General features: G+C 65.1%; 14 protein-coding genes and 1 pseudogene. 11 read left to right on the plus strand and 4 right to left on the minus strand.

Features of this window, described 5'->3' with window-relative positions:
• A partial coding sequence (locus tag VN047_RS07830) for a S9 family peptidase (RefSeq protein WP_325541559.1) occupies nucleotides 1-1,741 on the plus strand: 1,741 nt, incomplete at its 5' end.
• Here VN047_RS07830 and pip read toward each other — a convergent pair.
• Nucleotides 1,738-2,901 (minus strand): prolyl aminopeptidase, encoded by a 1,164-nt coding sequence (pip, locus tag VN047_RS07835; RefSeq protein ID WP_325541560.1) that lies wholly within the window; start codon nucleotides 2,899-2,901, stop codon nucleotides 1,738-1,740. The two genes, VN047_RS07830 and pip, sit on opposite strands and share 4 nt — an antisense overlap.
• Nucleotides 2,902-3,071: 170 nt before the next feature.
• On the opposite strand from pip, the gene VN047_RS07840 reads away from it, so the two are divergent.
• The 10 genes from VN047_RS07840 (at nucleotide 3,072) to VN047_RS07885 (ending at nucleotide 12,066) form a co-directional block, all read left to right on the plus strand.
• On the plus strand, nucleotides 3,072-3,320 hold the full coding sequence (locus tag VN047_RS07840) for a hypothetical protein (RefSeq protein ID WP_325541561.1): 249 nt from the start codon (nucleotides 3,072-3,074) through the stop codon (nucleotides 3,318-3,320).
• A gap of 83 nt (nucleotides 3,321-3,403) precedes the next feature.
• Complete coding sequence (locus tag VN047_RS07845) at nucleotides 3,404-4,636, plus strand: L,D-transpeptidase family protein (protein ID WP_325541562.1); 1,233 nt, start codon at nucleotides 3,404-3,406, stop codon at nucleotides 4,634-4,636.
• Between the two features lie 162 nt (nucleotides 4,637-4,798).
• Nucleotides 4,799-5,176, plus strand: coding sequence for a BlaI/MecI/CopY family transcriptional regulator (locus tag VN047_RS07850; protein WP_325541563.1), 378 nt, complete (start codon nucleotides 4,799-4,801; stop codon nucleotides 5,174-5,176).
• Nucleotides 5,173-6,885 (plus strand): M56 family metallopeptidase, encoded by a 1,713-nt coding sequence (locus tag VN047_RS07855; protein ID WP_325541564.1) that lies wholly within the window; start codon nucleotides 5,173-5,175, stop codon nucleotides 6,883-6,885. Before VN047_RS07850 ends, VN047_RS07855 begins: the two co-directional genes overlap by 4 nt.
• Nucleotides 6,886-6,997: 112 nt before the next feature.
• Nucleotides 6,998-7,744: a hypothetical protein gene (locus VN047_RS07860; protein ID WP_325541565.1), complete on the plus strand. Its 747-nt coding sequence runs from the start codon at nucleotides 6,998-7,000 to the stop codon at nucleotides 7,742-7,744.
• On the plus strand, nucleotides 7,741-9,843 hold the full coding sequence (locus tag VN047_RS07865) for a TonB-dependent receptor plug domain-containing protein (protein WP_325541566.1): 2,103 nt from the start codon (nucleotides 7,741-7,743) through the stop codon (nucleotides 9,841-9,843). Before VN047_RS07860 ends, VN047_RS07865 begins: the two co-directional genes overlap by 4 nt.
• A gap of 44 nt (nucleotides 9,844-9,887) precedes the next feature.
• A complete protein-coding gene (locus VN047_RS07870) occupies nucleotides 9,888-10,265 on the plus strand; it encodes a reverse transcriptase-like protein (protein ID WP_325541567.1) in 378 nt (125 codons plus the stop codon).
• Between the two features lie 84 nt (nucleotides 10,266-10,349).
• Entirely contained in the window at nucleotides 10,350-10,544 is a 195-nt protein-coding gene (locus VN047_RS07875) for a hypothetical protein (protein WP_325541568.1), read from the plus strand.
• A 79-nt stretch (nucleotides 10,545-10,623) separates the two neighbouring features.
• Nucleotides 10,624-10,818 carry a hypothetical protein gene (locus tag VN047_RS07880; protein ID WP_325541569.1) on the plus strand — a complete coding sequence of 65 codons (195 nt, stop codon included), beginning with the start codon at nucleotides 10,624-10,626 and terminating at the stop codon, nucleotides 10,816-10,818.
• A 207-nt stretch (nucleotides 10,819-11,025) separates the two neighbouring features.
• Complete coding sequence (locus tag VN047_RS07885) at nucleotides 11,026-12,066, plus strand: rod shape-determining protein (RefSeq protein ID WP_325541570.1); 1,041 nt, start codon at nucleotides 11,026-11,028, stop codon at nucleotides 12,064-12,066.
• Between the two features lie 6 nt (nucleotides 12,067-12,072).
• On the opposite strand, the gene VN047_RS07890 is transcribed toward VN047_RS07885, so the two are convergent.
• From VN047_RS07890 to VN047_RS07900, 3 genes and pseudogenes are all read right to left on the minus strand, one after another.
• Nucleotides 12,073-13,098 (minus strand): adenosine deaminase, encoded by a 1,026-nt coding sequence (locus tag VN047_RS07890; protein ID WP_325541571.1) that lies wholly within the window; start codon nucleotides 13,096-13,098, stop codon nucleotides 12,073-12,075.
• On the minus strand, nucleotides 13,091-13,666 hold the full coding sequence (locus tag VN047_RS07895) for a phosphoribosyltransferase (RefSeq protein WP_325541572.1): 576 nt from the start codon (nucleotides 13,664-13,666) through the stop codon (nucleotides 13,091-13,093). Before VN047_RS07895 ends, VN047_RS07890 begins: the two co-directional genes overlap by 8 nt.
• A 246-nt stretch (nucleotides 13,667-13,912) precedes the next feature.
• A pseudogene (locus VN047_RS07900) lies at nucleotides 13,913-14,141 on the minus strand (hypothetical protein); the annotation flags it as partial.

The following is a 14,141-nucleotide window of genomic DNA, read 5'->3' on the forward strand; positions in this document are numbered from 1 at the left end:
GGGCGGCGCGCCGCAACTCTGGGTGCGCTGGATGGCGGGGGGCGAGGCCGTGCGCCTTACCGGACTGCCGACCGCGCCCTCCAGCCTCGCCTGGTCGCCCGACGGCCGCTCGATCGCCTATACGATGCTCGTCAAGGACGACGCGCCCAAATTCGGCAGTGCGCCGGCGAACAAGCCCGAGGGCGCGAAATGGGCCGATCCGCTCGAGGTGCACGACCTCCTCACCTATCGCGCCGACGGCGCGGGCTATCTTGAGCCCGGCTTCGAAAAGATCTTCGTCGTGCCCGCAACCGGTGGCGCGCCGCGCCAGCTGACCTTTGGCCCTTATCACGACGGCGGTCCCCTGAGCTGGTCGCGCGACGGGCGCACGCTCTATTTCTCGGCGAACCGCAAACCCGACTGGGAAACCGACCCGCTCGAAAGCGAGATTTACGCGCTCGACGTCGCGAGCGGCGCGGTCACCGCGCTTACCGACCGCAACGGCCCCGATGCGAACCCCGCCGTCTCGCCCGACGGCGGCAAGATCGCGTACGTCGGCTTCGACGACAATCTGCGCGCTTATGAAAACGCCCGTCTTTACGTCATGAACCGCGACGGGTCGGGCAAGCGCAGCCTCACCGGAAACTGGGATTACAGCGTCGACGCGGTCCAGTGGGCGGCCGACGGCAAGTCGCTCTACGCGCAATATGACGATCATGGCGAAACGAAAGTCGCGCGCATCGGGCTCGACGGTTCGGTGCGCACCGCGGCCACGGGTCTTTCGGGCGGCGGGCTCGACCGTCCCTATACCGGCGGCAGCTTCACCGTCTCCGACGCCGGCGCGATCGCCTTTACCGGCGCGCCCGCGAGCCGTCCGGCCGAGGTGCAGCTGATGCGCGGCGGCAGCGCGCGCATCCTCACCGACCTCAACCGCTCGCTTCGCGAAGTGAAATCGCTTGGCGAGGTGCGCAAGATCACCACCGCGTCGAGCCACGACGGCAAGCCGATCGAAGGCTGGCTTACCCTGCCGCCCGGCTATACCGAGGGCCAGCGCGTGCCGCTGATCCTCGAAATCCACGGCGGGCCCTTCTCGGCCTATGGCGGCCATTTCTCGACCGACAACCAGCTCTATGCCGCGGCGGGCTATGCCGTCCTGTCGTCGAACCCGCGCGGGTCGACCAGCTATGGCGAGGCGTTCGCGAACGAGATCGACAAGGCCTATCCGGGCAATGATTATTTCGACCTCATCTCCATCGTCGACCGCGCGGTCGAGCTCGGCGTCGCCGACCCCGATGCGCTGTTCGTCACCGGCGGGTCGGGCGGCGGCGTGCTGACGAGCTGGATCGTCGGCAAGACCGACCGCTTCAAGGCGGCGGTGGCGCAAAAACCCGTGATCAACTGGACGACGCAGGCGCTGACCGCCGACGGGGCGGGGCTCTTCGGTCGCTACTGGATCGGCGGCATGCCGTGGGAAAAGCCCGACCTCTTCTGGTCCCGCTCCCCGCTGTCGCTCGTCGGCAACGTCAAGACCCCGACACTGGTCATCGTCGGCAGCGAGGATTATCGCACCCCGGTCAGCGAGTCCGAACAATATTATACCGCGCTGCGCCTGCGCGGCATTCCGACCGCGCTGATCAAGGTGCCCGGCGCCAGCCACGGCGGCATCGCCGCGCGGCCCTCGCAAAGCGCCGCCAAGGCCTCGGCGATCCTCGCATGGTTCGAAAAGTACAAGAAGGGCTGGACGCCGCCCGCCGCGCCCTAAACCGCGAGGCGCGGCAGCCCGTCCATGATTGCGGTGAGCGCAAGGGCGTTCTCGCGCTCCATCGCGCTGTGCCCCGCGTTCGTGACCACATAGGTCGCGGGCTCGGACCCCGCGTTGCGCAGCGCCGCGACCAGCCGCGACGCCTGCGTCAGCGGGCACACCTCGTCGAACCGCCCGTGCACGATATGCACCGGGATGCGCGCGAGCACCACGATATTGTCGAAGAAATGCCCCGCGGGGATGAACAGGTTATTGGCGAAATAATGCGCCTCGATCTGCGCGAAGCACAGCGCGAAATCGGCCTCGCCGAATTTCCCCGTATCCGCCGTCTCGGGGATCATGTTCGAAATCACCCCCTCCCACAGCGACCAGGTCACCGCGGCCTTCAGCTGCCGCGCCTTCTCGGCCTCGTTCACAGGCACATGATCGAAAATCGCCTTGTACGATTTCATCACGTCGCCGCGCTCTTCCTGTGTCAGCAGCGACAGCAGTTCGGCCCACTCCGCGGGATATTTCATGTAGGCGCCGGGTTCGGTCAGCCCATAGGGGTCCGCCTGCCACGTCGCGGCATTGCCCTGATAAAGATAAAGCAGATCCTCCGACGCTCCCAGGAATATCCCGCGCAGGATCAGGCTCGCGCAATGTCCGGGATGCGCGATCGCATACGCCATCGCCAACGTACTCCCCCAACTCCCCCCAAACACGTGCATCGGACCCGAGATTTCCAGATCCTCGCGCAATTTTTCGATATCGCCGATCAGGTCCGCGGTCGTGTTCTTTGCCAAAGCCACCGCAGGGCCGGCCGACGCGACATTGGGCTCACTCTTTCCGCATCCGCGCTGATCGAACAGGATCACACGGTACCGCTTGGGGTCGAAAAAGCGCGCCATCGCGGGCACGCAAGCGCCACCCGGCCCGCCGTGCAGGAACATCACCGGCTCGCCGTCGGGACTGCCATATTCCTCCCAGTAAATGCGGTGCGCCGGGTCGCGATCCACCTCGAGCCAGCCGAAATTCAGGCATGGCGGCTGCGGATAGACCCAATCGTCGCCGATCTTGCTCGTCGCCTGCAACCGCGAGAAATCCATATCCTGCACCTTTGCCAATGATTCAGCCGCCAACCAGCCCACGGTGCCCGGCTTAACTCCTCGCGCTATCATGTCCACCGCCTCGATGGCGTCGGGAACTTATCGCGCAGTCCATCGTTCAAAAACCACCCCTGATCGCGGGATGGATGACCGGTCGTTAAACCTGCGCATGGCTGAAATCTCTGGGTTGGGCACTCGCGCCCGGAAAGCGATTTCCATGCGCATAGAAATGGAGTGGTCTAATGCGTTTCCAACCCGTCATGCTCGGTGCGCTTGGCGCGCTCGCGCTCTCCGCCTGTTCACAACAACAAGAAGTCGCGGCCGCCCCGCCGCCGCCGCCGGGTGCGGTTCCGGGCAGCATCGCCGCGGACCGCGACGGCGATGGCATTATCGACGGCTATTACACCGCCGACGGCATTTATCATCCGAACTACACGCCTCCGCCGCCCCCGCCGCCGCCCGCCCCGTCACGGCTGGGAGAACGCGGCTGAACACGCATGTCCGGGGGGCGCCGCGCCGTTGCGCCCTCCTTTTTCTCGCATTGTTGGCGCTCGGCACCACGCTTGCATCCCCCGTGTTCGCCGCGCCCGCCGCGCAAGCGGCGACGCCGGCGCTTGCCAGCGCGATCCGCGAAGAAGCCGGCGGCGACGTCAAACGCTTCTATGCCGCGCGCGGCTACAAGCCGCTGTGGGTCCGCGCGGGCAAGGTTGGCCCCGAAGCCGCGACCTTGCTCGGCTACCTCTCGACCGCTTCGCGCGACGGCCTCAAATCCTCCGCCTATGATCTCGAAAAGCTCGAAGAGCTGATCACCCGTGCACGCAGCAGCGATCCGCAAGCGCTTGCCCGCGCCGATGTCACACTGTCGGACGTTTTCGCACGCTACGTCCGCGACATGCGCCGTCCCGGCAAGGCAAAGATGGACTATGCCGACCGCTCGCTGAAACCCAAAAGGACTGACGCCGAAACGGTGCTCCGCGCCGCCGCCTTCCCCAAGGATTTCGGCGGCTATATGAAGAATATGGGCTGGATGAGCGAACATTATGTCCGCCTCCGCACGCTGATGGGCCGCGCACAGGCGCAAGGCGTATCGAAGGACGCCATGGCGCGCCTTCGCCTCAACCTAGATCGCACGCGCATCCTCCCCGGCCCCTATGTCCATCACGTCGTCGTCGATGCCTCGTCGGGGCAGCTGTGGTATTATGGTTCGGGCAAGCGCGTGGACACGATGAAGGTGGTCGTCGGCGCTCCCGAAACGCAGACGCCGATGCTGGCGGGCAAGCTCCAGTGGGCGATTCTCAACCCCTATTGGAACGTTCCCGATTATCTCGCGCAGAAAAGCATCGCACCCAAGGTTCTGGGCGGGCGCAGCCTCGCGTCGCTACGCATGGAAGCGCTGTCCGACTGGGGGCCGAACCCGCGCAAGCTCGCCCCGTCCGAAATCGACTGGCCTGCGGTCGCCGCGGGCCAGCAGGCGTTGCGGCTGCGCGAGCTTCCCGGCGGCGCCAATTCGATGGGCAAGGTCAAATTCCTCTTCCCCAACGACGAGGGCATCTACCTTCACGACACCCCCGATCGTGCGCTGCTCGGCAAGCCCGACCGCCATTTCTCGAACGGCTGCATCCGGCTCGAAAACGCCGGCCAGCTCGGCCAGTGGTTGATGCACCGCTCGATCCGGACCAAGTCAAAGGCCCCCGAACAAGCGGTCGCGCTGCCGGTCGAAGTTCCGGTTTACCTCACCTATATCACCGCGATCGCGACCGAACGCGGCATCGCCTTTCGCAACGACGTCTACGGACGCGACGGATAGGGTCGGAATATCGCGATTCGGTTCGCAAGCCGTAATTTGGCCGCTGGCTGCTCACCCCTGTTGTGCCGTCGCGCGTTTTGCCTTGCGTCAGGCGAACAAACCTCTTGCCAGGCATGCGCTACAAATGTAGCACGCTACAAATGTAGCGCATGAGGTGATTCGATGTTGTCCAGTTTGCCGCCGCGGGAACGCGAGATCGTCGACGTCCTTTACGAGCGCGGCGCGTCGACAGTGACCGAGATCGCCGAGACGCTGTCCGACGAACTGTCCGGATCGGCGATCCGCGCGATGCTGAAGCGGCTTGAGGCCAAGGGCTTTGTGGCGCGGGAAGCCTCCGAACGCGGCTTCGTCTATGCCCCGAGCGTGTCGGACAAGACGGCGCGCAAGTCGGCGTTGAGTCAGGTTGTCCGCGTCTTCTTCAACGGATCGGCAACGAGCGCTGCCGCCGCGCTGCTCGGGATGCAGGACGAGATGAGCAACAGCGAACTCGACGAGCTCGAAAAAATGATCGCGAAAGCCCGCGACGGGAGGGTGAAATGATGACGACCGCCATGCTGCTGGGTCTTGCCTGGAAATCGCTGGTCATTGCGGGCCTGACGCTGGGATTGCTTCGTCTCGCACGCGCACGATCGGCCGGCGAGCGGTCGATGATCGCGCACGCGGGGCTGGTCGCGCTGCTTGCGCTGCCGGCCGCTATCCTGCTGCTGCCGCAATGGACCCCGCTGCCCGCGGCATGGTTTGCCGGCGCCCCCGCACCGGTTGTAGAAACGATGAAAACAGGGGGATCGGCGATCGATCCGGCTCCCGCCACGACTTCAGTCCCTGTCGTGGCGGATCCGGCCGGATCGACGCCGGTCATGTTTTCGTGGAGCGACCTTGCCCCCTTTCTCTATGGCATCCCGCTGGCGTTGCTGTTCGGAGTAATGGCGCTCGCCGTCGTGCGGCTGTTCGCGATGCGGCGGCGCGCCGAAATCCTGGTCGAAAGATCGTGGCTATCGGCGCTGGCCGAGGCGCAGCGCCGCATGGGGTTCAAGCATGGCACCGCGCTGCTGGTGAGCAGCGAGCTGCGATCGCCGATCAGCTGGGGCGTACTGCGCCCGACGATCGTGCTGAGCCCGAAAGCCGTCGCGGCGGCGGGTGAGGCCGAGGCAATCATCGCGCACGAACTGGCGCATGTCGCGCGCCTCGACTGGGCGAAACTGCTCGGCGCACGCGTCGCCTGCGCGGTTTTCTGGTTCAACCCTTTGGTGTGGATGCTGGCACGCGAAAGTCATCAATTGCGCGAGGAAGCGGCCGACGACGCGGTGCTGATGGCCGACATCGACGGCCCCGACTATGCGACGCTGCTGGTCGGCGCGGCCCGCCATGACAATCAGGGCGCGCTGCTCGCCGCGCATGGTGTCGCGCCGGGTAAGGACAGCCTCAAACGCCGTATCACCCGGGTGTTGGACGGCAGCCTGAAGCGCGGTCCGGCAAGCCTGAGCTGGATGCTGATGAGCCTCGTGGCGCTCGCGGGCGTGACGGCGCCGCTCGCCGCCTTTTCGGCGACCTCGGAAGCACCGGTCGCAAAGACGATACACCCCCAAGCTGTCCTTACCGCGCCGACCGTTACGCAAACGACATCGACGGCGAGCAGCGCCATCAGGAACGAAGGCACCCCTGCCGAGATCAAGAAGACGACGCTGACCGCCGAGCAACTGGTCGGCATGCGCGCGCTCGGAGTGACCCCCGAATATGTCGAGAAAATTCGCGAGAGCGGCGGATCGATGGACGCCGACGACATCATTTCGGCAAAGGCCAGCGGTATCGACCCCGCCTATATCCGGCAGATGCGCGCCGTCATTCCCGGCGCCGATTTCGACGAGCTGGTGGGCGCGCGGCATGTGGGCGTCGATGCGGCCTTTGCCCGTGACATGAAATCGCATTTCCCCGACATCGGGGTAGACGATCTCGTCGCGCTGAAGGCGATGGGCGTCGACTGCGATTTCGTCACCGACATGCAGAAGTCGGGGGTCAGGATGCGCCATGCCGACGACGCCATCGAACTGCGCGCGACGCGGGGGGGCCGGCCCGTCAAGCCGCAGGCTGCCGTGACACCACGGCCGGTGATGACGACCCGGCAGGGCGGACAGGTCGCCACCATCGATATGGAGCGCGGCGTGATGGAAGCGCGACGCCCCGATGGCCGGGTCGCGCGGATCGAATTCCCGGCAACCCCCGAACCGCCCGAGCCGCCAGCCAGGGACTGACGCCCCGACGCTCGTCGTCCGCACCCACGCTTAATCGAAACCCCGTTTGAAAAACGCCGTTGCTGCGGCGAGCGATGACGCTCGCCCGACGCACGGAGGGAGGAGTGCACCTATGAAATCCATGTTCCTTGCCAGAAGCGCAGCCTTGCTGTCGATCCTCGCCTGCGCGCCTCCCACCGCCGCCGCCGATCCGCTCGTCCTGACCGACATCCGCTGGGTCGCGGAACCCGGCAGCGGAAAAAAGGGGCTGCCGCGGATCCGTATCCAGCACAAGAGGTCGAGCAGCGATCATAGCTTCGACGGATCACGCCCCTATTTCGCTGCGGCCGAGGCGGTGCTGCGGCGGAAGACGCCGGGGCCGGTCAGCTTCACCGTGACCCACGGCGCGGGCACACTGGCATGCGCCGGCACGCTGACCGGCGCCTTCGAAGGGGCGGGTGACTGCCGCTTCACCTCCGACCCTCGGTTTGAGCGGCAACTGAACGAGCGCGGCCTGTCGCCCGACCAACGGCCGACGCTGCTCACCATGCTGCTCGTCGACGCGACAATCGAACTGGCTGACGGCCTGACACGCGAAGGCGTGCGGCCGAAGGACGCCGACGACCTGATCGCGGCCGCCGCGCTCGCGGTTCGGCCCGAATATATACGCGACCTCAAGTCCGAGGCGCTGGTGCTGACCGACGTCGAGGATGCGATCGCATGCAAGGCGCTCGGTGTCGACGGCGCCTACGTCCGCGGGCTCGCGGCGGCGGGATATCGGAAGCTGAGCGCCGACGAGGTGGTCGGCATGAAGGCGATGGGCGTCACGGGCGAATATGCGCAGGCGATGAACCGCGCCGCCCTGGGGAAGGCGCAGTGATACATCGGGTCAGTCTTGCCGCCGCCGCCGCCGCCGTGTTTTCCGCAATGCCCGCGGCGGCACAAGAGGTGCCCGCTTCGGGCGATACGCCGCCACCTGCATCGGCCGAGGTGCCTGCGACCACGGATCGCGCCGCGCGGCAGGTCTATACGCCTGCCGATTTCACGCGCTACGCGCCCGTGAACGCCTATGACATGCTGAACCAAGTTCCCGGTTTCCAGATCCGCGACAACGAGGAATTGCGCGGGCTGGGGCAGGCGACGGGCAATGTGTTGTTCAACGGCAAGCGGCCGTCGAACAAGGCTGACGACATGTACACCCAGCTGTCACGTATCCCCGCAGGCAATGTCGAGCGCATCGAGATCATCGACGGCGCGACGCTCGATATCCCGGGACTGTCGGGACAGGTCGCCAATATCGTCTATCGGGCCGACGGCATTTCGGGACAATTTTCTTGGAAGCCCGAATTTCGCCCGCATTATACCGACCCGTTGTTCACGCGCGCCGACGTTTCGGTACGCGGCCGCAGCGGCGACATCGAATATGAAGCCGCGCTCAACAACGACGATTCGGCGCGCAGCGGTGCTGGCGGCCCGACGCTGATCACCGACGCCACGGGCAACATCATCGAGCGCCGCCGCGATATCTGGAACACCCATTACGACACGCCGAAGCTGTCGGGACGGATCACCTGGGACCCCGTCGGCGATACGGTCGCCAATCTCGGTGGCCATTACCAGCGCAAATACGACCGCTATTACGAGGACGGCGTGCGCACGGGCCCGGGGCTTACCGACCGGCTGCGTACGGTACGCGAAAATTCCGACAGCTGGAATTACGAGGTCAGCGGCGACTATCAGTTCGGTCTTGGTCCGGGGAGGCTGAAGCTGATCGGGCTGCGCCGGTTCAGCCACGAACCCTATTCGCAGGAAATCGTCACCACCCCCGACGACGGCGCGCCCGCAACCGGCGATCGTTTCGCGCAAACGGGTAACATCGGCGAAACGATCGCGCGCGGCGAATATCAATGGAAGATGTTCGGCGGCGATTGGCAACTGTCGGGCGAGGCGGCGTTCAACACACTCGATAACGTCGCGTCGATCGCAGTGCTCGATCGCGACGGAGTGTTCGTCGAGCAGCCGTTCGAAGGCGGCACCGGCGGGGTAAGCGAGGACCGGTACGAAGGGCTGCTGAGCTTTGGCCGCAAGCTGACCGGCACGCTGAATTTCCAGATCATCGCTGGCGCCGAGCATTCGACGATCACGCAGACCGGGATGAACGGGCTGACCCGGACATTTTTCCGCCCGAAGGGGTCAATCTCGCTCGCTTGGGCGCCTTCGGCGGATTTCGACGTGTCGGTGAAGCTGAGACGGCGCGTGCTTCAGCTTTCCTTCTACGACTTTCTTGCCCGCGCCTTCCTCAACGACGGCAACCAGAACGAGGGCAACAACGACCTCAGGCCGCAACAGGACTGGACATACGAGGCGGAGGTCAACAAGAAGTTCGGCGCGTGGGGATCGACGAAGCTGCAGTTGATCTATCGCGATGTCGAGGACCGCGTCGACGTCATTCCGATCGGCGAAAATGGCGAAGCCGTCGGCAATATCGCAAAATCCTGGGCGGGCGCAATCGACTGGACCTCGACGATCAATCTCGATCCCGCGGGGCTGAAAGGGGTCAGGCTCGACACGCGCCTGTTGCTTCAGAAATCGTCACTGCGCGATCCGTTCACTGGCGAAAAGCGCCAGTGGAACGGTTTCACCGACACGATCGCCAGCATCGCATTGCGTCACGACATCCCTGGCAGCGACTGGGCGTGGGGCGGCGACGCCGAATATTCGCACTATCAGCCCAATTACCGCCGCAACCAGACCGACAGGGTATGGGAAGGACCGGTATGGGCGTCGGTTTTTATCGAAAACAAGGATGTCATGGGGCTGACCGTCCGGGCTTCGATCCGCAACATCGTCAATGCCCGGTCGCGGCGGGACCGTACCGTCTACACCGGTGTGCGCGGCGCAAGCCCGATTGATTTCATCGAGGACCGCGATCGGCTGATCGGCCCGATCTTTTCGTTTCAGGTGCGGGGGAAGTTCTGACGGAAAGGATAGGAAGCGGAAGCGAGCCACATTAGGAGGAAAGCATGCCGGCGCGCCGTATCAAGATCTATTTCGACGGCGGCTGTCGTCCCAATCCGGGGAGGATGGAAACCGCCATCGTCACCGGCGGTGCTGCCGTGGTCGTGCGCGACGCAGGGATTGGCAGCAGCATGGACGCCGAGTGGCTTGCGCTGATCGCGGCACTACGGCTGGCGAAGGACCTCGGCCTGACGGATTTCATCCTGCTCGGCGACGCGGCGGCGGTGGTCGCGCAGGCGAACGGCACCGTGCGCGCCCGCGGCGCGGCGGCCGATCATCTCGCCGATTTTCGCGCACTCGCCGGTGACGGGACGATGCCGAACGTGCGGCATGTCAAGCGGACGCAGAATCTGGCGGGGATCGCGCTGGCCCACGGGCGATAGCACGCCGGGGACTGTCAATCGGGATCACGAGTTGTTAAGCGGCGATCGCTTGTCATTTCTGTGATCCAGCCAAAGACCAGCGCGTTGAAGCAGACCTATCCGTTGCCCGTCCATCACAGCTGGCCGCTCTATGAGCGCGACCGCTATTTCAAGCTTGGCCAACTCCACGGCAGTGACGCGCCTGAAAGCGTGGCGTATGTCGCAATGGCTTGCAAAATGGGCCGCTCGGGCGCCGCCGTATCGGGCGGTGGGAGTGCGATCTCGCCGACAACAGCCTGACGTGGTCGAACGAAGTCTATGATATTTTCGGCCTCCCCGCGCAGCGAAGTCGTCGCGCGCGACGACGCGGTGGCACTCTATGGCGAGGATTCGCGAGCGGCGATGGGAAAAACTGCGCGCCTATGCAATCAGGCACCGGCGCGGTTTCACGCTCGATGCCGAAATCCGGCCGGTCCATGCCGCGCCGCGCTGGATGCGGCTGATCGCGGCACCGGTCTGTATCGAGGACCGGGCCGTCCGGTTGCAGGGCTTGAAATTCGTGGCCCCCGACTAAAGCGCCGCGCGCCCGGAACGACGCCGAAGCGTGTCCGAACGGAGGCAGATCGTGCGGCGCGCTCGTCCGGGCCTGTTAAACCAACGGCCTGAACCTGCGCCATTGACGCCATTCGGCGCATCGGCACAAGCCGGACCTCACGGGTGTTGCGGGCGTAGATCGCGTGCACGCGCGATTTCCCCCTCAGCCAGAAGGCCCCCGCCGCACATGAAATTTTTTAATCGGTTCGCATCGGCCGCGCATGATATGGCCATCGATCTGGGAACCGTGAACACCGTAGTCTATGCCCGCGACAAGGGCATTGTCCTCAACGAACCGTCGGTGGTCGCACTCGAGACGCGCGACGGCGTGCGGCGGGTCAAGGTGGTCGGCAACGAAGCCAAGCTGATGATGGGCAAGACGCCGAGCAACATCCAGGCGATCCGGCCGCTGCGCGACGGCGTGATCGCCGATATCGAGGTTGCCGAACAGATGATCAAATTCTTCATCGACAAGGCAAAGGGTGGATCCGGACCTTTGCGCCAGCGCAGCAATGTCGTGATCTGCGTACCGTCGGGATCGACAATGGTCGAACGCCGCGCGATCCGCGATGCAGCGACCAACGCCGGCGCCGTCAGCGTCCAGCTGATCGAGGAATCGCTGGCGGCAGCGATAGGCGCGGGGTTGCAGGTCACCGAACCGATGGGCGCGATGGTGGTCGATATCGGCGGCGGGACGACCGAGGTCGCGATCCTGTCATTGGGCGGCATCGCCTACAGCAACTCGGTGCGGGTCGGCGGCGACAAGATGGACGACATGATCTCCTCCTATATCCGTCGCAAACATAATCTGATGATCGGCGAAATGACCGCCGAGCGCGTCAAGCTCGCGATCGGATGCGCCGTCGCGCCTGAGGGCGAGGGAATCGTGATGGGCGTCAAGGGACGCGACTTGGTAAACGGCCGGCCGTCGGAGGTCCGCGTTTCGGAAGCCGAGGTCGCCGAGGCGCTGGCCGAGCCAGTGGGGCAGATCGTCGCCGCGGTCCGCGCCGCTCTCGAACAGACGCCGCCCGAACTGTCGGCGGACATCATCGATCAGGGCATCACGCTGACCGGGGGTGGGGCTTTGCTGGGGCGGATGGACATCGCTATTGCAAAGGCGACGGGGCTCGACGTCCGCGTCGCCGACGATGCGCTGATCTGCGTCGCCATGGGCGCGGGCCATGCTTTCGAGGATCGCGCCTATCATAGCGTACTCCTCGCCGCCTGATTGCGGTCAGGCGTAAGCGTCGATCGCGGCGAGATGGCGGGCCTTGGCGTCCCCGTCGAGAAAAGAGCCGGTGAAGCTGTTGCGCGCGAGCGTTAGCAGCTCGTCCTTCGTCAGGTCGAGCGCGTCGGCGACGGCGCGGTAATTGGCGTTCACATAGCCGCCGAAATAGCTGGGGTCGTCCGAATTGACGGTTACGGCCAGCCCGGCGCCGAGCATGGTCTTGAGCGGATGCGCGGCCATGTCATCCACGACGCAGAGCTTGAGGTTCGAGAGCGGACAGACGGTAAGGCACATGCCCTCGCGCGCGAGGCGCGCAACCAGCGCGGGGTCTTCGAGGCTGCGGTTGCCATGGTCGATGCGGTCGACTTTGAGGAGGTCGAGCGCCTCGTGGACATAAGCGGGCGGGCCTTCCTCGCCCGCATGCGCGACGATCTTGAGCCCAAGGCTGCGGGCGCGGGCGAAGACGCGTTCGAACTTGGCCGGCGGGTGGCCGACTTCGGAGGAATCGAGCCCGACGCCGTCGATGCGATCGAGAAAGGGCAGCGCTTCATCGAGCGTCGCTTCGGCATCGGCCTCGCTGAGGTGACGGAGGAAACACATGATGAGCTTCGACGTCATGCCGTAGCGCGCTCTGGCATCGTCGAGCGCGCGCGTAATGCCGGTGATCACGGTTTCGAACGCGACGCCGCGTGTCGTGTGACCCTGCGGGTCGAAAAAAATTTCGACGTGGCGGACGGCATCCGTGTGGGCACGCGCGAGATAGGCCGCGGTGAGGTCGTAAAAATCCTGCCCGGCGTGAAGGACGCCCATCCCCTGATAATAGATATCGAGGAAATCCTGGAGGTTCGAAAAGGCATAGGCGGCGCGCACCTCTTCGACACTGGTGAAGGGAATGGCGACGGCGTTGCGCTGCGCGAGGGCAAACATCAGCCCGGGTTCGAGCGAGCCTTCGATATGGAGGTGAAGCTCGGCCTTGGGCAGGCCCGCAATGAAGCGGGCCCGGTCTTCCGCCGAGGCGAACCCCTCAGTCACGGGACATCCTCTCCTCGCGCAGGATGATCGCCGCTTCGGGCTTGTGCCGGCGGATTTCCTCGATCGTCAGCCCGTCGATCTCGTGCGGAAAGATCAGCCACCGGTCGGTTTCGTGTACAAAGAAATCCGGCCGGAGATCGGTGACGTTGCGTCCGGGCTTGAACCAGACAGTCGCGATGCGGATGTCACGCGGCATATTGTGGCGGCAGCGCGCCTTGAGTTCGGCGATGAAGGCGCGGATGCTGCGGCCCGAATCGAAAACGTCGTCGATGATGAGCAGCCGGTCATCGGGATCGAGCGTATCGATGAGGTAGCCGAGCGCAAAGACCTTCACCTCGGGATCCTGCCGGTCGATGCCCTGATAGGAGGAGGTGCGGATCGCGATGTGGTCGCAGTGGTGGCCGTGATAGTCGAGCAGCTCCTGCACCGCGATGCCCACCGGGGCGCCGCCGCGCCATATCCCGACGAGGTGGGTCGGCTTGAAACCGCTGTCGACCACCTGCATGCCAAGGCGAAGCGAGTCGGCGAGCAGATCGTTCGCGCTGATGAAAATTTTGGCGTCGCTCATGAGACGCGGGATTAATCCCATGCGATGACGCCCGCAAGACGGGCATCCCGCCGGGGCACCGGATGGAGTCCGAACGCGAACTTCCGGATTCCGGCAGTTTCCCGATGAACGTCGGCTAAGACCGGAAGCTGCCATTTCATTCATCGTCACCCCGGACTTGATCCGGGGTCCATGACTTTGCCGTTGGAATGGATCCCGGCCCCCGGATCGAGTCCGGGGTGACGCGTCCGGGATGACGAAAGCGGATTAGCGGATGATCGCAGCGATCGCGTCGGTCGCTGCCATCGCGCCGCTGACCCACAGGAAGGGGAGAGTGAGCGCTGCGATCCAGAGCCGGCGGACATCGCGGCGGAAACGGGCGTGCAGGCCCCAGCTGGCGAGCGCCTGGCGGCTGAGATGGTACCAGCGGCGTTCGGTCGACCGCGCGACGGGCAGCGCGAGCGCGAGCAGCACGACGAGCGCGACGACGATGAAG

The organism is Sphingopyxis sp., from assembly GCF_035565275.1.
Taxonomy (GTDB): domain Bacteria; phylum Pseudomonadota; class Alphaproteobacteria; order Sphingomonadales; family Sphingomonadaceae; genus Sphingopyxis.

Bases quoted from the DNA above. Each gene is read 5' to 3' on its own strand.
- pip (WP_325541560.1), bottom strand. From the start codon at position 2,901: ATGATAGCGCGAGGAGTTAAGCCGGGCACCGTGGGCTGGTTGGCGGCT.
- VN047_RS07840 (WP_325541561.1), top strand. From the start codon at position 3,072: ATGCGTTTCCAACCCGTCATGCTCGGTGCGCTTGGCGCGCTCGCGCTC.
- VN047_RS07850 (WP_325541563.1), top strand. From the start codon at position 4,799: ATGTTGTCCAGTTTGCCGCCGCGGGAACGCGAGATCGTCGACGTCCTT.
- VN047_RS07855 (WP_325541564.1), top strand. From the start codon at position 5,173: ATGATGACGACCGCCATGCTGCTGGGTCTTGCCTGGAAATCGCTGGTC.
- VN047_RS07860 (WP_325541565.1), top strand. From the start codon at position 6,998: ATGAAATCCATGTTCCTTGCCAGAAGCGCAGCCTTGCTGTCGATCCTC.
- VN047_RS07870 (WP_325541567.1), top strand. From the start codon at position 9,888: ATGCCGGCGCGCCGTATCAAGATCTATTTCGACGGCGGCTGTCGTCCC.
- VN047_RS07880 (WP_325541569.1), top strand. From the start codon at position 10,624: ATGGCGAGGATTCGCGAGCGGCGATGGGAAAAACTGCGCGCCTATGCA.
- VN047_RS07885 (WP_325541570.1), top strand. From the start codon at position 11,026: ATGAAATTTTTTAATCGGTTCGCATCGGCCGCGCATGATATGGCCATC.
- VN047_RS07895 (WP_325541572.1), bottom strand. From the start codon at position 13,666: ATGAGCGACGCCAAAATTTTCATCAGCGCGAACGATCTGCTCGCCGAC.